General features: G+C 61.7%; 22 protein-coding genes and 1 pseudogene. 6 read left to right on the forward strand and 17 right to left on the reverse strand.

Annotated features, from left to right (window positions below):
* Positions 1-86: 86 nt before the first annotated feature.
* Positions 87-473 carry a DUF4345 domain-containing protein gene (locus RSO67_RS22915; RefSeq protein ID WP_315840709.1) on the forward strand — a complete coding sequence of 129 codons (387 nt, stop codon included), beginning with the start codon at positions 87-89 and terminating at the stop codon, positions 471-473.
* Positions 470-652 (forward strand): hypothetical protein, encoded by a 183-nt coding sequence (locus RSO67_RS22920; RefSeq protein WP_093759441.1) that lies wholly within the window; start codon positions 470-472, stop codon positions 650-652. The genes RSO67_RS22915 and RSO67_RS22920 overlap by 4 nt, the downstream gene beginning before the upstream one ends.
* Here the strand turns inward: RSO67_RS22920 and RSO67_RS22925 are convergent, their stop codons facing one another.
* The 8 genes from RSO67_RS22925 to RSO67_RS22960 form a co-directional block, all read right to left on the reverse strand.
* The gene (locus RSO67_RS22925; protein ID WP_068733445.1) at positions 653-2,038 is read right to left on the reverse strand and encodes a sigma-54 interaction domain-containing protein; all 1,386 of its coding nucleotides are present in this window, start codon (positions 2,036-2,038) and stop codon (positions 653-655) included.
* Between the two features lie 53 nt (positions 2,039-2,091).
* Positions 2,092-2,436 (reverse strand): flagellar motor switch protein FliN, encoded by a 345-nt coding sequence (fliN, locus tag RSO67_RS22930; protein ID WP_089262063.1) that lies wholly within the window; start codon positions 2,434-2,436, stop codon positions 2,092-2,094.
* 21 nt (positions 2,437-2,457) lie between these two features.
* Positions 2,458-3,078 carry a FliH/SctL family protein gene (locus tag RSO67_RS22935; RefSeq protein ID WP_093759440.1) on the reverse strand — a complete coding sequence of 207 codons (621 nt, stop codon included), beginning with the start codon at positions 3,076-3,078 and terminating at the stop codon, positions 2,458-2,460.
* Positions 3,078-4,169, reverse strand: coding sequence for a flagellar motor switch protein FliG (fliG, locus tag RSO67_RS22940; RefSeq protein WP_089262059.1), 1,092 nt, complete (start codon positions 4,167-4,169; stop codon positions 3,078-3,080). The genes RSO67_RS22935 and fliG overlap by 1 nt, the downstream gene beginning before the upstream one ends.
* Before the next feature lie 5 nt (positions 4,170-4,174).
* Positions 4,175-5,788: a flagellar basal-body MS-ring/collar protein FliF gene (fliF, locus tag RSO67_RS22945; protein ID WP_315840710.1), complete on the reverse strand. Its 1,614-nt coding sequence runs from the start codon at positions 5,786-5,788 to the stop codon at positions 4,175-4,177.
* A 171-nt stretch (positions 5,789-5,959) separates the two neighbouring features.
* Complete coding sequence (locus tag RSO67_RS22950) at positions 5,960-6,235, reverse strand: DUF1153 domain-containing protein (protein WP_002714638.1); 276 nt, start codon at positions 6,233-6,235, stop codon at positions 5,960-5,962.
* 146 nt (positions 6,236-6,381) lie between these two features.
* Positions 6,382-7,098: a flagellar hook assembly protein FlgD gene (locus RSO67_RS22955; protein WP_315840711.1), complete on the reverse strand. Its 717-nt coding sequence runs from the start codon at positions 7,096-7,098 to the stop codon at positions 6,382-6,384.
* A gap of 10 nt (positions 7,099-7,108) precedes the next feature.
* Positions 7,109-8,623, reverse strand: coding sequence for a flagellar hook-length control protein FliK (locus tag RSO67_RS22960; protein WP_315840712.1), 1,515 nt, complete (start codon positions 8,621-8,623; stop codon positions 7,109-7,111).
* Between the two features lie 319 nt (positions 8,624-8,942).
* Here RSO67_RS22960 and mnmA point away from each other — a divergent pair.
* From mnmA to RSO67_RS22975, 3 genes and pseudogenes are all read left to right on the forward strand, one after another.
* Positions 8,943-10,152 (forward strand): annotated as a pseudogene (gene mnmA / locus RSO67_RS22965) (tRNA 2-thiouridine(34) synthase MnmA).
* Between the two features lie 4 nt (positions 10,153-10,156).
* Positions 10,157-10,795: a class I SAM-dependent methyltransferase gene (locus RSO67_RS22970; RefSeq protein WP_315840713.1), complete on the forward strand. Its 639-nt coding sequence runs from the start codon at positions 10,157-10,159 to the stop codon at positions 10,793-10,795.
* A 51-nt stretch (positions 10,796-10,846) separates the two neighbouring features.
* Positions 10,847-11,218: a hypothetical protein gene (locus tag RSO67_RS22975; RefSeq protein ID WP_315840714.1), complete on the forward strand. Its 372-nt coding sequence runs from the start codon at positions 10,847-10,849 to the stop codon at positions 11,216-11,218.
* A gap of 15 nt (positions 11,219-11,233) precedes the next feature.
* On the opposite strand, the gene RSO67_RS22980 is transcribed toward RSO67_RS22975, so the two are convergent.
* The 8 genes from RSO67_RS22980 to RSO67_RS23015 all read right to left on the reverse strand — a co-directional run bounded on the left by RSO67_RS22980 (position 11,234) and on the right by RSO67_RS23015 (position 19,767).
* The gene (locus tag RSO67_RS22980; RefSeq protein ID WP_315840715.1) at positions 11,234-13,093 is read right to left on the reverse strand and encodes a bifunctional sugar phosphate isomerase/epimerase/4-hydroxyphenylpyruvate dioxygenase family protein; all 1,860 of its coding nucleotides are present in this window, start codon (positions 13,091-13,093) and stop codon (positions 11,234-11,236) included.
* Positions 13,090-13,830 (reverse strand): ABC transporter ATP-binding protein, encoded by a 741-nt coding sequence (locus RSO67_RS22985; RefSeq protein ID WP_315840716.1) that lies wholly within the window; start codon positions 13,828-13,830, stop codon positions 13,090-13,092. The genes RSO67_RS22980 and RSO67_RS22985 overlap by 4 nt, the downstream gene beginning before the upstream one ends.
* A 10-nt stretch (positions 13,831-13,840) precedes the next feature.
* The gene (locus RSO67_RS22990) at positions 13,841-14,584 is read right to left on the reverse strand and encodes an ABC transporter ATP-binding protein (protein WP_089262045.1); all 744 of its coding nucleotides are present in this window, start codon (positions 14,582-14,584) and stop codon (positions 13,841-13,843) included.
* A complete protein-coding gene (locus RSO67_RS22995; RefSeq protein WP_315840717.1) occupies positions 14,581-15,576 on the reverse strand; it encodes a branched-chain amino acid ABC transporter permease in 996 nt (331 codons plus the stop codon). Before RSO67_RS22995 ends, RSO67_RS22990 begins: the two co-directional genes overlap by 4 nt.
* Positions 15,573-16,448, reverse strand: coding sequence for a branched-chain amino acid ABC transporter permease (locus tag RSO67_RS23000; RefSeq protein ID WP_068733471.1), 876 nt, complete (start codon positions 16,446-16,448; stop codon positions 15,573-15,575). The genes RSO67_RS22995 and RSO67_RS23000 overlap by 4 nt, the downstream gene beginning before the upstream one ends.
* Positions 16,449-16,631: 183 nt before the next feature.
* Positions 16,632-17,774, reverse strand: coding sequence for an ABC transporter substrate-binding protein (locus RSO67_RS23005; protein ID WP_315840718.1), 1,143 nt, complete (start codon positions 17,772-17,774; stop codon positions 16,632-16,634).
* Positions 17,775-17,835: 61 nt separating this feature from the next.
* Positions 17,836-18,726, reverse strand: coding sequence for a shikimate dehydrogenase (locus RSO67_RS23010; protein ID WP_315840719.1), 891 nt, complete (start codon positions 18,724-18,726; stop codon positions 17,836-17,838).
* Positions 18,727-18,828: 102 nt separating this feature from the next.
* The gene (locus tag RSO67_RS23015) at positions 18,829-19,767 is read right to left on the reverse strand and encodes a LysR family transcriptional regulator (RefSeq protein ID WP_068733475.1); all 939 of its coding nucleotides are present in this window, start codon (positions 19,765-19,767) and stop codon (positions 18,829-18,831) included.
* A gap of 265 nt (positions 19,768-20,032) precedes the next feature.
* Here RSO67_RS23015 and RSO67_RS23020 point away from each other — a divergent pair, with 265 nt between their 5' ends.
* Positions 20,033-21,244, forward strand: a complete 1,212-nt coding sequence (locus RSO67_RS23020; protein WP_315840720.1) for a glycosyltransferase — start codon at positions 20,033-20,035, stop codon at positions 21,242-21,244.
* A 10-nt stretch (positions 21,245-21,254) separates the two neighbouring features.
* Here the strand turns inward: RSO67_RS23020 and RSO67_RS23025 are convergent, their stop codons facing one another.
* The gene (locus RSO67_RS23025) at positions 21,255-21,677 is read right to left on the reverse strand and encodes a hypothetical protein (RefSeq protein ID WP_116661170.1); all 423 of its coding nucleotides are present in this window, start codon (positions 21,675-21,677) and stop codon (positions 21,255-21,257) included.
* Positions 21,678-21,685: the final 8 nt, after the last annotated feature.

Here is a 21,685-nt window from a genome sequence, read left to right on the forward strand (position 1 = left end):
CCCAAGTCGCGTGCGCCAACGTGGCCGGTTGCTCATTGTCGTTCCATGACGCAGTTATTAGGCTGCTTGAGCCTAGGGAGCCCATTTTGGAACGCAGACTGCTTCAGATCGCACTGGCGATCGTCGGCCTCGTGGCCATCCTGTTCGGCCTGACCGGCGTGCTGTTCGGCACCAGCCTGTCGGGCGTCAGGCTCGGCGTGACCATGGAAGGCTATGTGCGCTTCATCAAGGGCGTGCTGGTGGCGGTCGGGCTGATCTACTGGTCGGCGATCCCGCAGATCGAAAAGCGCTTTGAGCGGATTTCGATCGTGACCTTCATCCTCGTATTCGGCGCTGCCGCGCGTCTATTGGCCCTGCTCAGTCATGGCTTTCCGACCGTGGGACTCCTGATCAGTCTGATCGGCGAACTCGTGGTCGTCCCGATGATCTGGCTGTGGCTCCGCCATCTCGTGCGGCGGGGTGCGGTCGCATGAAGCGGATCGGCATTGGGATCGTCTATGTGATCGGCGCGATTTCGATCGGTTATCTCGCGCTCTACGCCTATGCGATGTTCACCCGGCAGGAGCTGACGCCGGGCGATCCGATCAAGATTTTTCGGAAGCAGGACGCGCCGAGCTATTCGCAGGGCGCGTCGTTGTCGTTCTTTGCGTAATTACATCGCGCCCATGGCCGCACGATAGTCGCCGGCGCCTGCTCCGGCCGGTGTGATCGGCAGACCACCATCGGCATATTCGTTGAGCTTGTTGCGCAGCGTGCGGATCGAGATGCCAAGAATATTGGCCGCATGGGTGCGGTTGCCGAGGCAGTGCTTCAGCGTCTCCAGGATCAGATCGCGCTCGACATCGGCTACGGTACGGCCGACCAGTGCGCGGGTCACGGTTTCTGCCGCCATGGTGGCGTGCGCGACGGCCGGCGGGGTCTTGGCGAGGTCGAGACGATCACCATCCGGGGTCAGGATGGCATCCGCGCCAATCTCGTCGCCGTTGGCCATCAGCACCGAACGGTGGATCGTGTTTTCGAGTTCACGGACGTTGCCCTGCCAGCGATTGGCGGTGAGCACGCGCCGTGCTTCGGCGGAGATCGGACGCACCGGCACGCCATTGGCGTCGGCATACTTCTTGGCGAAATGTTGCGCCAGCTCAAGAATGTCGGCCGGGCGATCGCGCAGCGGCGGGATCTTCAGGTTCACGACGTTCAGGCGGAACAGAAGATCTTCGCGGAACGTGCCTTCGCGCACGGCGTCGGAGAGATTGCGGTTCGAGGTTGCGATGATGCGAATGTCCACCGGCACCGGCTTGGTGCCGCCGACGCGGTCGATGACGCGCTCCTGAATGGCGCGCAGCAGCTTCGACTGCAGCCGTACGTCCATTTCCGAGATTTCGTCCAACAAGAGTGTGCCGCCGGTGGCTTCCTCGAATTTGCCGATGCGGCGTGCGATTGCGCCGGTGAAGGCGCCCTTCTCGTGGCCGAACAGTTCGGACTCCAGGAGATGCTCGGGGATTGCAGCGCAGTTGATGCTGATGAACGGCTTCTTGGCGCGGTTGGAGCGGGTGTGGACGTAGCGCGCCAGCACTTCCTTGCCGGTGCCGGATTCGCCCGTGATCATCACTGACGCATCGGAGCCGGCGATCTGCTGCGCTAGCTTGACCACCTTGCCCATCATCTCGTCGCGATAGATCAGGTCGCGGCTGTCATTGGCGACAGCGGCGAGAACGGCGGCGATCAGTTCCGGATCCGGCGGCAGCGGGATGTATTCTTTGGCGCCGGCATGGATCGCGGCTACCGCGGCGCGGGCATCGGTGGTGATGCCGCAGGCGACGATCGGCACATGGATGTGTTCGGCTTCCAGCCGCATCACGAGGTCGCGGATGTCGAGGGCGACATCCACCAGCAGGAGATCCGCGCCCTTGCCGCCGCGCAACACGCCCATCGCCTGATCGTGGCCTTCGGCATGAACCACGGAGGCGCCGTTATCCATGGCGATCTTGGTGGCGGTGGTGAGTTGGCCCTTGAGGGTACCAACGATGAGAAGCCGCATGGTGATCTCCTGTTATATCCTGGTCGCGCCCTTGAGGCGCCGTTTGTCCCGAATTAGCTGCGTTCAGCCTTGATGATTTCAGTCATGGTGACGCCGAGTTTTTCTTCGACGAGGACGACTTCGCCGCGCGCCACCAGGCGGTTGTTCACGTAGATGTCGATCGCTTCGCCAACGCGGCGGTCAAGTTCGAGCACGGTGCCGGGCCCGAGCTTCAGCAATTCGCCCACACCCATCTTGGAGCGGCCGAGCACGGCAGATACTTGAACCGGAACGTCGAAGACCGCTTCGAGATCGGCGGCAATACGCGTGACCTGTTCTTCGTCAGCATAGCCGACGTCCCCCATTGCGCCGGGATCGGTGGCATTGAGATCGGGAAGCGGAACCTGGGGATCGCTCATATTCTAGTCCTCACAGCCCTGTCAGGCCTGATTGCGCGACGCCATGTAGCGTCCGACGAGTTCGTTGATCTTGGCGTCGATGGTTGCGCGTTCGAGCACGACGCCGCCATCCGCCCATTCGATTTTGCAGTCGCCGTTCTCGATATCCGGCTCGGCGAGGATGACGAGGCGACCGGCGAAGCCGCTTTGTTTGGCCTGTTTCTCGATGCGCTCGCGTGCTTCGTCGTAGAGCTGGTCGTTGATGCGCACCACGAGATGCGGCGTCGAAACCAGATTCTTGAAACAGTCGTGGACCAGAGCCATGACTTCCGTGAGCGGCTCGACGGCGATCAATTCACTGCAGAGTTTGCGTGCCACCGACACCGCAACATCGACAGCTTCGGTTTCCATCTTTTCTTCGATGGCCCCGAAGCGCGACGAGATCGAGGAGATCGCAACGCCGATCTGTTCCAGCGCCAATGCGGCGCGACGGTCGCTTTCGGCCTTCGCCTCCCGCTGGGCCGCATCGAAGCCTGCGCGATAGGCCTGGGCCTCGGCGTTGGCAACCTTCTCCGCGATCTCGGCGGGCGTGATCGCGGGCGCGCGCGTCTTGTCGGGCGCTGCGAAGTCCATATCGAACAGAAATTTTGCGGGGGCGGCCATCAATACACCAGCTCGTCGTCGGCGCGGTTCTTGGTCAGCACGATTTCGCCCTTGGCGGCGAGATCCTTGGCCAAATTCACCAGCAGTGCCTGTGCCTCGTCGACATCGCGCAGACGGACCGGGCCGAGCGCGGCCATATCGTCGGTCAGCATCTTGGCGGCGCGGGACGACATGTTGCCCATGAAGAACGCGCGCACTTCCTCGTTGGCGCTCTTCAGTGCGATTCCCAGCTTGTCCTTATCGATGCTGCGCATCAGGGTCTGTGCCGATCCGGCATCGAGCTTGATGAGGTCGTCGAAGGTAAACATCAGCGCCTTGATGCGCTCGGCCGCCTCGCGATTGTCTTCTTCCAGCGAGGTGATGAATCGCGTTTCGGTCTGGCGGTCGAAGTTATTGAAGATTTCCGCCATGACTTCGTGCGCGTCGCGGCGACGGGTCTGCGAGAGGTTCGACATGAACTCGACGCGCAGCGTCTGTTCCACACGCTCGATGACTTCTTTCTGGACCGCTTCCATCTTGAGCATGCGGTTGATGACGTCGAGCGCGAGATCCTCGGGGAGGATGCCGAGCACGCGTGCTGCATGCTCCGGCTTCAGCTTCGACAGCACCACAGCGACGGTCTGCGGATATTCGTTCTTCAGGTAGTTCGCGAGAACCTCTTCCTGCACGTTGGAGAGTTTTTCCCACATGTTGCGGCCGGCAGGGCCGCGGATTTCTTCCATGATACCGCTGACGCGCTCGGACGGTAGATACTGGGTCAGCAGACGCTCAGTGGCATCGAAAGTGCCCATCAGGGCGCCCGAGGCGGACATCCGCGATACGAATTCGAGCAGCAGATCTTCGACCGTCTCCGGCTCGATGGTGCCGAGCGAGGACATGTGAAGTGAGAGCTCGCGCACTTCGTCGTCGTCGAGCTGCGCCCACACCTTGCCACCATATTGCTCACCCAGCGCCAGCATCAGGATGGCTGCGCGCTTCGGGCCGCTCAGCGGCTTCGCTGGCGCACGGCCACCCTGGCGCTGCGCGAGCGATGCTACGACGCTGGCGATGTCGCTGCTGTTGTCGCCGGTGGTTTGCGGAACGGATGCCATTCAGATCACGCCGGTTCCTGCAGCCATGCGCGAACGATGGCTGCGGTTTCGTTGGGGTTACGATCGGCCAGTTCGCCTACGCGATGCACAGATTGTGCGTGGACCTGACCCTGGATGGTGGCGACGTCGATCATGTTGGGGCCGCCGGCGGGAATGACGGTCTGTCCATCTGCGCTGAGGGCGACACCGTCGGGAAGAACGAGAGCGTTGGCTGCAGGGAGCGCCGGCACGGGCTCAGAGGCGAGGACGCGGCGGACCAGCGGGCGGATGACCATGAACATCACGACCAGGCCGAGCAGCATCATGACCGCGAGTTCGATGACGTGCATCACGTCATCCTTGGTGAATTGCATCATGCCGAGCAGACCGGTCGGCTCCGGCGTCGGGACGACAGTTGGGCCCTCGGCGAATTTCAGGTTGACGACCTCGACCTGATCGCCGCGCTTCTGGTCGAAGCCAATGGCCGAACGGACCAGCGCTGCGATGCGATCGAGTTCTTCCTTGGGGCGTTGGGCGTAGACCTGCTCGCCCTTCTCGTTTTTGCTGTAGCTGCCGTCGACCAGTACCGCGACCGAGATGCGATTGACACGGCCCGCTTCGGTAACTTCGGTCTTGGTGACGCGGGAGATTTCGTAATTGTTGGTTTCTTCCGACTTCTTGCTTTGATCCTTCGCCGTCCCCGTGTTGCCGGCCGCCTGATTGCCTGGCAGTTCGTTGTTGACGGTGACTTGGCCATCCCGCTCGCCGACCGCGGAGGATTCTTCGCGGCTCTGGCTGGAGCGCAATACCCGGCCTTCGGGGTCGAATTTGTCGGAGGTTTGCGTGACCTTGTTGTAGTCGAAGTCGGCTGTGAGCTGGACCCGGGCCCGGCCTGCGCCCACCACCGAGGAAACGATCGCTTCGACCTGGCTCCGCATCCGCTTTTCGAACCCGGCGCGGCGTTCGTCACCGGTCGCGCCTTCCATGGTCGCGTCAGCGGCGCCGTCGGCGAGCAGCTGTCCGGCTTCGTCGACGATCGAAACCCGGGCCGGCTTCAGGCCGTTGACGGCCGAGGCGACGACATGGCGGATCGCCCGGACTTGCTGCGGGTCGAGGGCGCCGCGGACGCGGACCACGATCGAGGCCGAAGGCTCAGGCGCTTCGCGGGAGAATAGGGGGCGTTCCGGCAGGACGAGGTGGACGCGGGCGAACTGCACCCGATCGATCGCCCGGATCGTTCGCGCCAATTCGCCTTCGAGAGCGCGTAAGTGGTTGATATTTTGGACAAAGCTTGTTGTTCCGAGAGCGTCCGACTTGTCGAAGATCTCGTAGCCGACGCCGCCGCCCTTGGGCAGGCCGCCTTCGGCCAGCTTCATGCGCAGGCGGGTCACCTTGTCCTTCGGCACCATGATGGCGGCACCGTCGTTCTTCAGCTCATAGGGGATAGCCTGACGTTCCAGATCCTTGATGATTGCGGAGGAGTCCTCGACGCTCAGATCCGTGAACAGGGTGGTCATCTGCGGCGTGGTGACCCGCATGATGACGAAAGCAAAGAAGCCGATGAGCGCGGCCGTGACCGCAACCATCGCCATCAGGCGCGCCGCGCCGAGACCTTTAAGGAAACTTAGAAGACTCTGCACGAACCAGCCCCTGAGATTCGGCCTCAAAGACCGACTGGGCAAATTTTGCCGGGGTATGGTTTCGATATGGTTAACGGCGGTTAACGGGTGGCAAAAATATGGCCAAATGACGAAAACCGGCTTCCCATGAGGGAGCCGGTTTTCATCGAATTGGAGATATTAACGATCCGTTTACTGACGATACTGCTGGATGCGGGTGGTCCGCAGTCCTGCCAGACCGTGCTGGTCGATCGAGAACTGCCAGGAGAGGAATTCGTCGACTGTCAGCGTATAACGGCTGCAGGCTTCCTCCAGGGACAGAAGGCCACCGCGGACGGCGGCCACAACTTCGGCTTTGCGGCGGATGACCCACCGTTTAGTTCCGGGCGCGGGCAGATCCGCAATTGTTAACGGACTGCCGTCAGGCCCGATGACGTATTTGACCCTCGGGCGATGGGGTTCTGTCATGGCGTACTCACAAACTCTCAACCACTGAACTCACTTCAACAATCTACGCCCAGCGACTTAAAATTTGCCTAAGCCTACAACTCCAATGCGAATAGAACTGGATTTGGTTCGAAATAATCGTCCCGAGGAGATGATGCGGCGCAGCGTCAGGTTGTCGGTGTGGTTGGAGTCGTCGGCGTTGTCGTCGGACGCACCACGCGCTTGATTTTGTCGACGGTATAGTTGCTGCCGTTGATCGAGAGCAGAGCGGGGCTCGCTGACAGATCGACGGAATCGACAACGCCCTGGACTTCCGTGGAGATAGCAACATCACGGCCGTTGTCGTCCTTGCCCGTTGCAGTCAGCGTATAGGCCCCTTCGGGATACTGAACGCCGTCATTGCCTTTGCCGTCCCATACGAAAGTGCCGTTGCCCGACTGCAACGTATACTTGCCGGTGTAGACAACGTTACCAGCTGAATTCGTAATGTTGACGGTGGCTGTAGAGTCCTTGTCGGCGAGCAGATTCCATGTCGCCGACGTCTTGAATTGCGCCGTGCTGCCATCGACAGCGACGTTGTTGCCGACATAGATGAGCGCCTGCGTCGCTTCCGTAGCTTTGCCAAGATCGACCAGGGCTTTCAACTGATCGTTCGACTTGAGCTGCTGTTCGACGCCCGCGAACTGCACGAGCTGCTGCGTGAACTGGTTGGTATCGAGCGGATCGAGCGGGTTCTGGTTCTGCAGCTGCGTCGTCAGCAGCGTCAGGAACGTCTGGAAATTATCGGCAATGCCGGTGGTCGTCGAGCCAGAGCTGCTGCTCGAGTTCGATACCGGTGTGGTACCGGATACGACTGGGGGTGGAGTCGTTGCGTCAACTGCCATGGTTCGCTCCTCAAATACTGATGTCGACGCCGCTGCTGGATCCCAGCATGCGGCCATAACTGCGGCCCGCAGCGATCGCAGGCACGGACTCGTCTTCGTGGATCACCAGGCGCTGGGCGTTGCGGCCCGAATTCTCGCCACTGTTCTGTTGCTGGCCTTGCGATTGATCGCGCAGGCTGAATTGTAATCCGCTGTCGTTGGTCTTGAGGCCGGCCTGTTCGAGCGCGCGCTGCAGTTGCGGTGCATCCTGGCGCAGCATGGTCAGGGTTTCCGGCTTCTCGACGGTGAGGTGCGAGGTGACATTGCCATGCTTGTCGACTTCGAGCCGGACATCGATACGGCCAAGTTCGGCAGGGTCGAGCCGGATGTCGAAGCTGCTCTTGCCCGATTTGGCGTTCTGCGCGATCTCGACGGCGACGCCATTCAAAGGCACCGGCGCGTTGGTGGCGACCGTGGCGGTCAATTGCGGGGTCGCAGCTGCAATTGGTGTCGGTGCGGTCTGCAATGGCTGCTGCTGCAAGCTATTGGTGGTCGGCGCGGTCACATCCGTTACTGCAGCCTGAGCGACGTGTTCGGTGCGACGCTCATGGCCAGCGCCAGCCGCAGGCTTTGCAGCTTCCGGTGCAACGGCGGTCGCGTCAGTTGCCAAGCCATCTACGGGTTTGTCGCCCGGCTTGGTATCCTTGCCGACGGTCGACGCTGCGGCCGCGTCGGCTGGCTGCGCGGACGTCGTCTCGGTGGTCTTGGTCTTGTCTTCTGATTTAGCCTCGGCCGTTGATGCCGTTGTGGCATCGGCTGCGCCGGTCTTCTTTGCGCCGGCTTTGCCGCCCGCGGGCGTCGCGGATGCGATAAGTGCCGCGAAATTCGCTTCGGCTTCCGGGGGCGTCGTTGCAGGTGCCGCTTCGGCGTCAGCCGTCGCAGCTTCGGTCACTGCCGTCTGGGCTTTCAAAACGGCTGCAGCGATGGCGAGAGGCTGTGCAACGCCGGTGGTTTCGGGCGCTGTCGGAGCTACTGCAACATCTGTCGTGGCCGCAGGCACCGGAATTGCGACGGCGACGGCGGAGATCGCGACGGGCTTCTCGGTTGAGGCCGTTGCGTCGGTGTCGGTCGTTGCGCTCTTGTCGGTATCCTTGGACGAGGCGTCCTTGGTGTCGGTCTTGTCGCCCGTTTTCGCGTCGGCCTTGGAATCGGCCTTCGTGTCGCTCGGGTCGCTCTTCGTCGCCTTGCGGGAGTCCTGCGCGGCATCGGCTGCCTGGGTGTCGCGGTCGCGCGGATTCGCGGCCGCGTTGTCGGCGCGATCATCGGACTGCCGTGTTCGGTCATTGCTCGAGGAGCGCGTGTCGTCGCGCCGTGCCGGTGCTGGCAGATCAGGCTGGGCGGCTGCGGCGCGATCGGCCACTACGGCAGTGTTGTCGACCAGCGAGCCGAAGCTGTCGGCATCCGACCGCTGATCGTCGCGCGACGAGGTCGAACGCGTGCCCTGAAACGAGACGGTTGAGGCGATATCCTGCGTAACGCTAACCACGGGTGGCCTTTCCAGAAGAGTTCTATCCTCCTTTCAGCAAGGACCGGGCCACGTCTCGTTCAAGAAAAATATTCATATAAATCAGTATGTTGCGATTTGGAGGGAGCCTGCTTGGGGGCCGTCGCGGCATTATCTTTTCTGCCCGGCGGCAAGAATTGCCGTTTCTGGCGAGGCGCCGTGATTGATTGAGCGCAAGGCGGCCTATATTAAAGTGCCATATCCCAACCATTGTCGGACCGACCTTAAGTTCCGGGATTTGGCTCCGTTTTCCTGATCGCGACGGTTTGTAGCCAGCGCGGTCGCATCAGTGACCGAAACCATGCTCAACAGTCTCGATCTCGAAGGCCGTCCGCAGGACACCAGGGTCGTGGTCGCCATGTCCGGCGGCGTCGACTCCTCGGCGACGGCTGCGCTGTTGAAGTCGCAGGGCTACGACGTCGTCGGTATTACGCTACAACTCTACGATCACGGCGCCGCCACCCACCGCAAGGGCGCTTGCTGCGCCGGCCGTGACATCCACGATGCCCGCGACGTGGCCGAGCAGAATCGGGATTCCGCATTACGTACTGGATTACGAAAGCCGGTTCCGCGAGTCCGTCATCGACAATTTCGCCGCGAGCTATGCTTCCGGCGAAACGCCGGTGCCGTGCATCGAATGCAATCGTTCGGTCAAGTTCCGTGATCTGCTGGCGACCGCGCGCGATCTCGGCGCGCAGGCATTGGCGACCGGACATTACGTGGCCTCACGCCGCCTTGCTGATGGCTCGCGCGCCATGGTCCGCGCCGCCGATGCCGATCGCGACCAGAGCTACTTCCTGTTCGCCACCACGCAAGAACAACTCGATTATCTCCGCTTTCCACTTGGTGACATGAGCAAGCCGCAGACCCGCGAACTGGCCCGCCAGTTCGATCTGTCGGTCGCCGACAAGCAGGACAGCCAGGACATCTGCTTCGTGCCGTCCGGCCGCTACACCGACGTGATCGAGCGTCTGAAGCCGAATGCGCTCGAGCCGGGCGAGATCGTTGATATGGATGGCCATGTCATCGGCCGCCACGACGGCATTATCCATTTCACCATCGGCCAGCGCCGCGGCCTCGGTATTGCAGCGAGCGCGCCGCTCTATGTGATCAAGCTCGACGCCATCACCCGGCGCGTGGTGGTCGGCCCGCGCGAGGCCTTGCGGATGCACCGCATTGTGCTGCGCGACGTCAACTGGATCGGCGGCGGGAGGCTGGAAAGCGCCGTGGGCAGTGGTCTTGAACTGTTCGTCAAGGTGCGCTCGACCCGTGGACCGCAGCCGGCCTGGCTGCGTGCTGTGAATGGCAGCTACGAGATCGAACTGGTCGGCGGCGAAGAGGGCGTGTCGCCCGGCCAGGCCTGTGTGTTCTACGACGCGCCGGACGGTCAGGCCCGCGTGCTCGGCGGCGGCTTCATCAAGAGCGCTGCGGCGAAAAGCCCTGTCAGCACCTCCCCCGCGATGCTAATGTCCCCGCCGTCGCAGCGATGCGTGTGTAAGAGTTCAGGGTAGGGGCATGGCTGGCGATATCGACCGCGCAGGGGTCGCGAAGGCTTACGGGCGCTGGGCGCCGATTTACGATCTCGTTTTTGGCAAGGTGTTCGATAGCGGTCGGCAATCGACAATCATCGAGGCCGATCGCATCGGCGGCCGCATCTTGGATGTTGGTGTCGGCACCGGACTGTCGCTGGTCGATTACGCCCGCACCACGAAGATTTGCGGCGTCGATATTTCCGAGCCAATGCTGCGCAAGGCGCATGAGCGCGTCCGCACCCACAACCTCACCAATGTTGAAACGCTGGCGGTCATGGATGCGAAGAACCTCGCATTCCCCGACAATCATTTCGATGCCGTCGTGGCGCAATACGTCATCACCGCCGTACCCGATCCGGAAGCGACGCTGGACGATTTCGTCCGCGTGTTGAAACCAGGTGGCGAGCTCATTCTCGTCAATCACATCGGCGCCGAAAGCGGTCCGCGCAAGATTTTCGAACTGGCCTTTGCGCCGCTGGCCCGCCGGCTCGGCTGGCGACCGGAATTTCCGTGGAAGCGGCTGGTGGACTGGGCAACGGTCCATGGCGGGATCACGCTGGCCGAGCGCCGGCCGATGCCCCCGATGGGGCATTTTTCGCTGATCCGCTACATTAAATCCTGACTGTTGCAGCGCGGGACCGGAACCTCCGTTCGCGCCCGCGGTTTGCTCCGGATGCAGATCAAACAGTCGTTCGTCATCGCAGGTCTTGTCATCGCCGGTTCCAGCGCCGCCTTCGCGCAGGCGCCGCCGACGCCTGCCACGCCTCCCGCACAGACCGCGCCGCCATCGGCCGAGCGTGCAAGTGCCAATTGTGCGCCGACACAAACAACCCCACAGGGGACGATTGCTCCCAGCGGTACGACAACGGGCCAGAGCCCGGAACCGCTGGGCGATAAACTTGCGAAATCAGATGGTGTTCTTTGCCCGCCGAGCAATGTCGATTCCGCGATGCGGACGCCGGCGCCGAATTCGGATAGCAGCAATACGCCGGTGATTCCGCCGCCCGGCAGTCCCGGCGGCGATCAAAGCGTTCGGCCGAAGTAAGTCTTAACGAGTTCGTCAGGCGCGCGGCACGGACACAGGCCGCGCGTCACGCGTTTGCGCGGCGAGCCGGATGCCTGCATTGGGCGCACCAAATCCTTGATAGTTGCGGCGCTCGACAATCTCGAAGAAGAAACGCTCATCGAAGCTCGGCGTGTAGATCTGGAAGAATTCGCCGTCGCCTTCGCGATCATACAGGATCTGGTTGTCGCGCAGCGCAGCCATCAGCTCGGCATCGAGCCCATATTTGGCTTCCACGTCATCGTAATAATTGTCGGGAATGCGCAGGAATTTGGCGCCGCGTTTGCGCATATCGGCCACAGCAGCAAAGATATTGTCGCACAAGAACGCGATATGTTGCACGCCGGAACCGAAGAACTCCGAGATGAAGCGGTTCGACAGCGTGCGCGTTGCGGATGATCCGTTCAAGATGATGCGCAGCGACTGATTGGCTGATATCAGCGCCTGGCTTTGCACGAGGCCGACCGGGTCCGGAATTTCCATCTGCGGCAGGCGCTGCAGGTCGAGAATGCCGGTGTAAAACAGAAGCCATGACAGCATCTCGTCATAGGGCATCGATTGCGAGATGTGATCGACGACGGAAAGATGATCTGTATCGGCATCGCTCTTGAGCGGCTCGAAATCTACGTCCCAGTTCTTGCCGGCCGCTTCCAGGAAATAGAGAAGACTGCCGCCGACGCCGTGGATCGCCGGGATTTCCAGCTCGCCCGGTCCGACTGGCTGATAGAACGTCCGCGCCTGCAACGCTTCCGCGCGCGCCATGGCCTGCTTGGTATTGCCGACGTCAAGTGCGATGGCGCACACGCCGGGGCCATGCGTCACGTAATGCGAATGCGCGAAACCGTCCGGCTCAGAATTGATCACGAGTTCGATGGCGCCCTGCGACCAGCGCTCGACGTCCTTGCTGCGATGGGCGCCAGTCTTGTGAAAGCCAAGTTGGCTGAGCAGCGTTGCGAGGTCAGTCGCCTTGGTCTCGTTGACGGCGAATTCGATGAAGCCGACGCCGCGGGTCGATGTCTTTGGCTGCAGGGCGTCGGCCGGTGTCTTTGCCAGTTGATCCTGCAACAGGATCAGTGAACGCAACCCGTCAGTGGCCGTTCGAACGGCGGAGCCTGCGCGGAACTGGTCGTTGAAAATCTCAAGCGACCACGCGCCGCTATAGCCGGTGGCTTGCACGGCTTCCATGAACTTGGCCACAGGCAGGTCGCCCTGGCCGGGGAAGCAGCGGAAATGCCGGCTCCAGGACAGGACATCGAGGCCCAGCTTCGGCGCGTCGGCGAGCTGCACCAGAAAGATCTTGTCCGCCGGTATGGATGCGATGGCGCTGACGGGAAATGCCGGGGCCAGCGCATGGAAGCTATCGAGGATCACGCCGATCGACGGGTGATTGGCGCGGCGCACGATCTCCCAGGCATCGCGATAGTCGTTGACATGAGCGCCCCATGCGAGTGCCTCGAAGCCGACACGCATGCCATGCTGCGCGGCGAGGTCCCCAAGCTCGCGAAAATCCGCTGCGGCTCGGTCGATACCGCCAAGCGAGGCCGGCGAGATGTTGCTGCAGATCAGCATCAGATCCGTCTGCAATTCTTTCATCAGGTCGAACTTGCGCGCCGCGCGCGCGAAGTTGCGGCTACGCTGCGGCTCCGGCATGCCCTCGAAGTCGCGGAAGGGCTGGAAAGCGCAGATGGTCAGGCCGAGGTCGCGGCACATCTGGCCGACGTCCTTGGGGCTTCCATTGAAGGACAGAAGATCCGCTTCGAAGATCTCGACCTCGTCGAAGCCGGCAGCAGCGATGGCGCGGAGTTTCTCATCCAGTGCGCCTGATAGCGAGACGGTGGCGATCGAACGCTTGGTCATGCCGCGGTCTCCGTCATGGCGCCGCCGAGGAACAACTGTCCGATGCGCGGATCGTTGAGCACACGGTCGGCCTTGTCCATCAAGCGGGTCTGGCCGAGTTCGAGCACGATGCCGAAATCGGAAATCTCCAGTGCCGAGCGTGCGTTCTGCTCGATCATCAGGATCGAGACGCCGCGGTCGCGCAGTTCCTTCAGGATGTTGAACGTCTGCAACACCATCAGCGGCGACAGCCCGATGGAAGGTTCGTCGATCAGCACCAGCTGTGGATCGAGGAAGAGGCCGCGGGCGATTTCGAGCTGCTTCTGCTCGCCCCCGGACAAGGTTGACGCCTGTTGCTTGGCCTTGGTGCGGAGCACTGGGAATTTGTCGAGAGCGGCCTCGATACGGGCCGGCAGATCGGTGATGTCGCGGCCGGCGGCGACGGCACCGAGTTCGATATTGTGACGGACCGTGAGTTCCGGGAAGATATTGCGGCCCTGCGGGACATAGCAGATGCCTGCCGTCAGTAGTGCACGCTGGCTGAGACCGGTGACGTCCTTGCCTTTGAATATGACTTTGCCTTCGCGCAGCTTCAGCAGGCCGAAGATCGCCTTGAACACCGTGGACTTGCCGGCGCCGTTTGGCCCGATGACGGTGGTGATCGACCCAGCCGGCACCGAGAAGGTGGTGCCATTCAAAATCGTCATCTTGCCGTAGCCGCCGACTAGGTTCTGAACGTCCAGGATTGCATCGCTCATGGCACTATCCTCAATGTCCCAGATAGGCTTCGATCACGGCAGGATTGGCGCGGATTTCGTCCGGTCGCCCCACCGCAAGAACCTTGCCTTCGGCCATCACCATCACGCGTGTGCAGAGCGACATCACGAATTCCATGTTGTGCTCGATGACAACGAAAGTGGCGCGCTTCTCCCGGTTGATCGCCGCGAGGCGGTCCTTGAGATCCGCCAGCATGGTCAGGTTGACGCCGCCGGCAGGCTCGTCGAGCAGCACGAGGCGCGGTCCGCCCATGAAGGCCATCGCTGCGTCGAGCAGTTTCTGCTGGCCATAAGATAGGCCGCCCGCGGGTTCATCGGCGAGATGGTCGAGCTTGAAGAAGCCGATCATCTGGTTGGCGGCCTCGGTCAGTCCGGCATCGGATGGGCCGAGCAGGCGCGACAGCATGTTACCTTGGTGTTCCTGACCGGCGAGGATCAGATTTTCGCGCACCGACAGCTTTGGGAATACCTGCAGCAATTGAAACGTGCGGCTGACACCGAGGCCATTCAGCTCCGAGGGGCGCATGCCGGTGACCACCTTGCCGTCGACCTTCACTTCGCCAGCGCTGGGCGTGAGCTGGCCGAGGATGCAATTGAACAAAGTGGACTTGCCGCAGCCATTCGGACCGATCAGGCCGAGGATCTCACCTTCCTGCACATCGAACGAGACGCCGTTCACGGCGGTGATGCCGCCAAAGCTCTTGCGGATATTGCTGACTTCGAGGACTGCGGTCATGGCGCCGTTTCCAGTTTCGCTTTGGCGACCGCGCGCAACGCGGAAGCGGCCTTGGTGCGGCGTTCGGAGATGTAACGATCGAGAATGCCGAGAATGCCGGTGGGTGAGTAGATCAGCAGCAGGATCACCGCGATGGCATAGAGCATGAGATAGTAACCCTGCGTGAAGCGCAGCCATTCAGGCAGCAGCACAGCGATCATCGCGCCGAGGAAGGGCCCGAAGAAGAAGCCGGAGCCGCCAACGATCACCATCATCAGGAGATCGAGGGACAGCGACAGGTGGAATGGCACGGGATCGACATATTGGGTCAGCGGTGCATAGAGCGTGCCAGCGACACCGCCGAGTGCGGAGCCGATCGCAAAGGCCATCAGCGTATAGCGCCGCGTGTCGATGCCGAGCGAAAGCGCACGAACGGGATTTTCGCGCAGCGCAATGAAAGCACGGCCCCATGGCGAACGGATCAGCCACCAGACGGCCAGTGAGACGATGCCGAGCGATCCCAGACAGACATAATAGAACGGCAGTGGTCGTCGCGTCGGATAGCCAAAGATCTCCGGGCGAGGGATGTTGCTGATGCCGTAGATACCCTTGGTCAGCCAATCCTCGTTGCGGAAGACAAGGAAGGCTAGCGTCGAAAATGCGAGGGTGACAAAAGCCAGGTAGTGATGCTGCACGCGCAGGGCGGGATAACCGAGGATCCAGCCGATAACGAAACACAGCACGATGGCGACGCCGAGTGCCGCGATCAGCGGCATGCCGCTGGAGGTCATGATCGCCGCTGTATAGGCGCCGATGCCGACAAAGGCGCCCTGCGCCAGCGAGACCTGCCCGGCATAGCCTAGCGTCAGATTGAGCCCCATGGCGGCGATGGTCATCACAGCCCACTGGCTGAGGATGAACAGGCCGTAGCGGTTGAAGTTCATCGGAACGATGATCAGCGCGGCAATGACAACGATGCCGAAGCCGATCTTGAGATACTTGGCCGCGGTCATACGGTGCGCTCCTCGGGGCGGCCGAGCATGCCCTGCGGCCGAAACAGAATGATCGCGATTAACAGAACCAATGGCACGGCGGCGCGATACTGGGTGGAGACATAGGCGGCTGACAGATTGTCGACGACGCCGATCAGCAGGCCGCCAGCTATGGCGCCGCGGACCTGGTTGAAGCCGCCGACAATGGCGGCGATGAACGCTGCTTGGCCGAGCACTTCGCCGTTGGAGAATTTAGCGAGATAGATCGGTGTGATGAGAAGCGAGGCCAGCGCGACCAGAAACGCGTTGATCAGGAACGTCAGCAGGATCATGCGTTCAACGGGCACGCCGATGATGCGCGCGACCGTCGGGTTCTGCGCGGCAGCCTGCATCTGGTGACCGATGGAGGTGCGGTTCAGCAGCGTTGTCAGGCCGAGCACGGCGAGGATCGCCAGCACCAGCACGCCAATGCTCTGCAGGGCGACGACGCGGCCGAAAATCGTGATGTCACCGCCGGGGATGATCGATGGAAATGGCGAGGCTTCGGCGCTCCAGAATTGCTTGGCGGCTTCTTTGATGCCGATGGCCAGGGCCATGGTCGCAATCGCCAGCGGCAGTACGCCATGGCGCAGCATCGGATCGACCAGCAGCATCTTGAAGCCGAGGCCCAACAGCAGCAGCGACAGCGCGATGCCGATCAGGATCGCCAGCCAGAACGGTGCGCCAGCATGCATCACCGCCAGCATCAGGAAGGCCGGCAGCATGACGAATTCGCCCTGCGCGAAATTGATGGTCTGCGAGGTCTGCCACAGCAGCGTGAAGCCGACGGCGACGATCGCGTAGATCGCCCCGGTGGCAAGACCTGCGATGAGGAGATCGAGAAGGTTGGACATGTGGTTCTCCAAATGGCCGGCAGCTAAAGCACCGGCCGCGCGCTCCCTCGCCCCGCTTGCGGGGAGAGGGCTGGGGTGAGGGGCTCTTGCGAGTGAAACACTCGCTCCCCCTCACCCGAAGCCTCGCTTCCGCTCGGCTCCGACCTCTCCCCGCAAGCGGGGAGAGGTTAAGTACGCGAGGCCTCAGTTGCCGAGCTTTGGCAGCACCTGCTTGACGACCTGCTTGCCCTCGACGATCTCGACGAGGAAACCCTGTCTGTCGATGTCGCCATTGGCGTCGAAGGTCGCGTCCATCAGGATGCCCGGCTCCTTGGCGGCGGTGATGGTGAAGCCGTGCAGCGCGTCGGCGAAGCCTTTGGAATCGACCTTGCCCATTTTCTCGGTGGTGGCCTTGATCATGTAGATCGCGAGCCAGCCCTTGAGGCCGTTATGGTCTGGGACGTAGTTGTACTTCTTCACGAACTTGTCGCGGAACGCCTTGATCAGTTCGACCGGCGCGTCGGTGGTGAGGCCGACATGGCCGCGCGCGCCATTGGCGGCGTCGCCGGCGAGTTCGACGACCTTCTGTCCGACCAGCGTGGTTTCGCCGACCAGCGGCACAGTGATGCCCTGGCGCTTCAGCTCCTTGAGTATGCGCGCGCTCTCTTCTTCGTTGACGTAAACGAAGACTGCATCCGGCGCCGCCGACTTGATCTTGCTGACATCGGCCGCGAAGTCGGCTTGGCCGGCTTCGGTGGAGAGATCCGCCGCGACCTTGATATTGTACTTGGCGAATTCCTTGCTGATGGAATCGCGCCCGCCTTTGCCGAAGTCGTTGTTGACCCAGACGATGGCGACAGACTTCGCTTTCAGTTCGTCATTGATGTATTTGGCGACCTTGGGCATCGACGACTGCTGGCCGAACGAGGTGCGGAACAGAAACTTGTTACCGGCCTGCGTCAGTTCGGCGGCTTCGCCGCCCATGATCTGCGCGATGCCGGCTTCGGCGGCGAGCGGCGCGGTGACCTTCACCGAGCCGGAATAGCCGGGCCCGAGCAGCACATAAGGCTCGGCGTCCAGTGCCTTCTGAACCTGGGCGCGGGCGACACCGGGGTTCGACTGTGAGTCTGCGTGGGTCACTTCCAGCTTGCGGCCGAGCACGCCGCCCTTGGAGTTGATCTCCTCGATCGCGAGATCGATGCCGTTCTTCCAGTTGGTGCCGACGGTGGCGCCGCCGCCCGAGAGCTCGGCGACATTGGCGAGTTTAATAGGGGCTCCGGACTGCGCGACGGCAGCACCGGTCAATACAGTTGCGAGCAGGGCGCTCGCCAAAAACACTGGCTTCATGGAATCCTCCTGTTGCTAATTGTTGTGGTTATCGATGCGGCCTTATGAGCGGCCGCTTCATTCAGGCTGCGTTTGGTGTCGGGTACCTTTTGACCATGACGGCGTCGAAAGCAATTCCCATTTCGGTCGGTGAAGGCGCAAATCCTGTAAACAACTCAAAGGCATCTGCGGCTTGGTAGATCGCCAGGTCGCGGCCGGTCATGACCGGCGCGCCTTTGGCCTTGGCCGCGTTGAGCAGCGGCGTCCACAGCGGGGAATACACCGCATCCGCAACCCACGCTTCCGCATGCAGCAGCGCATCGGGCACCGGCGTGCCGCGATTGGGCAACATGCCGATGGGTGTGCCGTTGACGATGCCGACTGCACCGCGAACCGCGTCATCGACGCTGTCCGCCACGCGGATGCTTTGCCTGTTTTGGAGCAGGGAAACGAGATGCCGGGCCTTGGCCGTGTCCGTATCGAAAATCCGGATCTCCGAAACGCCGAGATCAGCCAATGCAAAGGCGATGGCCTTGCCGACGCCGCCGGTGCCGATGACCGCGACCGGGCCGTGGTTGGAATTGGCGACCAGTTGCCTGGCGGCCCTTGCAAAGCCCGTGGTGTCGGTGTTGTGGCCAGTCAGTCTGCCGTCGCGGACCACAACGGTGTTGACGGCGCCGATGGCTTTGGCCCCCGAGGACAGATCGTCGAGCAGATCGACCACGGCTTCCTTATAGGGGAAGGTCACGTTTATGCCGGCAAAACCGAGGCGACGGACGCCGTCCAGAATGGCGCGCAATCCGCTGCGGTCGGCACCGGCGATCTCGATCAGCTGATAGTAACAGCGTGCACCCATGGCGTCGGCGGCCCGCTCATGCATCGCCGGCGACGCCGAATGCGCGATCGGGGCACCAAGCAGGCCGGTAAGGAAGCGTTGGCCCGTCGCCGGGGTATGGGGCGTCGCAGAGGTCATGATCGAAGGTCACTGTCAGCCGGTCATCGGAAAACTGAAAGAAAGATAGCGCGGCGGCGATCTAACACAATTACCCTGTTATACAACAAACATAACATGATGTTATTTTTTACGGACGCGCGAGGCCGGCTTTGCTGCGGCAATTTTGTGAGAGCCGACTGCGCGCATCTCGGTGCGCAGGCAGTCGATGAAATGCTCGATATGCAGCGACAGCGGCGCGCCGCGTTTCACGGCGACATAGGTATCGAACCGGGTGGGTTCGACGATGCGGATCACCTCGACGCCAGGATAGCCGCCATGGGCCACCGTGAACTGGTCGATGACCGCGATGCCCAACCCTGCCTTCACCAGGGCACAGACCGTGGTGCCAAATCTCGCCCGGATGGTGATGTCGTATTTGAGTTTATTGCGGGCGAAAATCTCCGCCATGATCCGACCGTAGGGATCGTTGGGGTCGATGCCGATGAGGGGATACCGGATGATCTCCTTGGCCGACACCTGCTTGCGACCTGCGAGTTCGTGTCCCTCTGGCACGATGCAGAACAATTCGCCGGACGCCAGCGGCATGAAGTCGAGCCCGGGATGTTCGAGCCGATAGCTCATGGCGACGCAGTCGCCGCGACCGAGCAGCAGATAGTCGATGGCCTCCTCAAGCTTGAGAATGTTGATGTCGATCCGCAGGCCGGGATAACGACGCCGCACCTGCTCGATGGCGCGTGGCACCATCACCTGCGAGATACTGGGAACCGACCCGATGCGCAATTCCGACAGCGTTCCGTGGCCGATCTTCGAGATGATCTCGGTGAGATCGTCGACTTTCTTGTAGACACCGTTGATCTGCTCGAAAATATTCTGCGCTTCAGGCGTCGGGAAGTAGCGTCCGTTCTGGCGCTGGAAGAAGCGGATGCCGAGCGACTTCTCGGTGTATTTGACCAGGCGGCTGATGCCGGGCGCGGACACATTCAGGAGTTTGGCAGCGCCGCCAATGGTGCCCGTCACCATGACGGCGCGGATCACTTCAACCTGGCGTAACGTCATCATGCGCAAAAAACTCTCGTTATCCTGAATGGCGCGGATGGTGCGCCAGAATGCGCGCTCTTCTGCCCTGGATGGACATGGTGCCGACCGCGTCCTGCGACCCGGGTAGCATTTTCCGCAGAGGTTATCAGAACACATCTGAATTGATTCAATTTTTACCGACAGTTCGCAATCGAATTAACGCAAGTTGTAGGAGTGGATTGTAGAAGGGGCGCATTGGTCTATTTTCAGGTCAGCCCACATTCGTCGTTTCCGCCGCTGAGGTCCTATGCGCGTCGCTGTCGTCCACGATTGGCTCTATACGCTGGGCGGTGCCGAGCAGGTGCTGCGCGAGATATTGCAGTGCTATCCGGAAGCGGACGTGTTCACGCTGTTCGATGTACTGACGCCGGAAGATCGCGCCAAGATTGGCTTCAAGAAAGCGCGTACCAGCTTCCTGCAAAAGATGCCGTTCATCCGCAAACGTCATCGGACATATTTGCCGCTCATGCCGATCGCGATCGAGCAGTTCGATCTGTCGGGCTACGACCTGGTTATTTCCAGCAGTTATGCGGTGGCCAAGGGCGTGATCACCGGCCCGAACCAGCTTCACGTGTCCTATGTGCATTCGCCGATGCGTTATGCGTGGGATCTGCAGCACGCTTATCTGAATGAAAGCGGCTACACCGCTGGCATCAAGAGCGCGTTGGCGCGGGCGCTGCTGCACCGGATCCGGATCTGGGACGTGCGCACGGCGCATGGACCGGATGCCATGCTGGCGAATTCCAATTTCGTCGCCAAGCGGATCAAGAAGGTCTATGGCCGCGACGCCAAGGTCATCTATCCGCCGGTGACCATGTCGAAGCTGCCGGCTGATCTGCCTACCGGGGACCACTTCCTCGCGGCAAGTCGTCTGGTGCCCTACAAGAAGATCGAAGCCGTGATCCAGGCCTTCGCCGAACTGCCGGATCAGAAGCTGATCGTTGCAGGCGACGGCCCAGATGCGGAGCGGTTGAAGGCAATCGCCGGCCCGAACGTGACATTTGTCGGCTTCGTCAGTGATGAGAAGTTGCGCGAATTGATGGCGACGGCGCGTGCCTTCGTCTTTGCGGCCGAGGAAGACTTCGGGATCATCGTAGTCGAAGCTGAGTCCGAGGGTGCGCCGGTTCTGGCGTTCGGCCGCGGCGGTGCGCGCGAGACGGTCTCTGCCTCTCCCGAATTGCGCACCGGCATGTTTTTCGATTCCAACGAGCCGAAAGCTATTGCGGAATGCGTCCGTGCCTTCGTGGCGAATGAACACTCGTTTTCGCGTGCCGATTGCCGCATGCAAGCCGAGAAATTCTCGGCCGAGCGTTTCCGCAACGAACTGATGTCGTTCGTGAACGATCACATGCGGACATTCAGCGGTGAGCGGCGGCGCAATCGCGATGGCAGTTCGCCGGATGCGGCGGGCTTCAAGCGGCGCTGGAGCGATGCCAAGGATTCCGCCCGAAGCGAATAGGCATCTGCCGTTACGATGACGCCCGCGACCCCGGCCCTTTGTAATCCGGAAACCGCGACAGCATGGCGGTCTTCAGGAACTTGAAGTGCGAGATGCTGACAGCAAGGTCGCGCAACCGGCGCTGGCCGTTTGAAATTTCGGTCTCGAACAGGTCCAGGTGATCGCTGTCGAGCTTCTCCCGCGTAAGATACTCGTCGTCCCCATTGCCGAAGGTCACAGCCGCGCGCGCCAGCACATCGTCAACGCGCCGGGTGAGGCCGGCCTGTTCGGCTTCGGCATTGCTGAGCGCGCTATCGAGGGCCGAAAGGACGTAATCCAGCCGCTCGCGATCAGTTTCGGCATCGCGCTCGGCCGAACGCGCCCTGAACTCACGCTCGCCGACAAGGCTGCGAAGATAGTTCTGGGCACGAGCCCGCAGGAACATCTGGAACATGCCGTATC

This window comes from Tardiphaga sp. 709 (genome assembly GCF_032401055.1).
Taxonomy (GTDB): Bacteria; Pseudomonadota; Alphaproteobacteria; order Rhizobiales; family Xanthobacteraceae; genus Tardiphaga.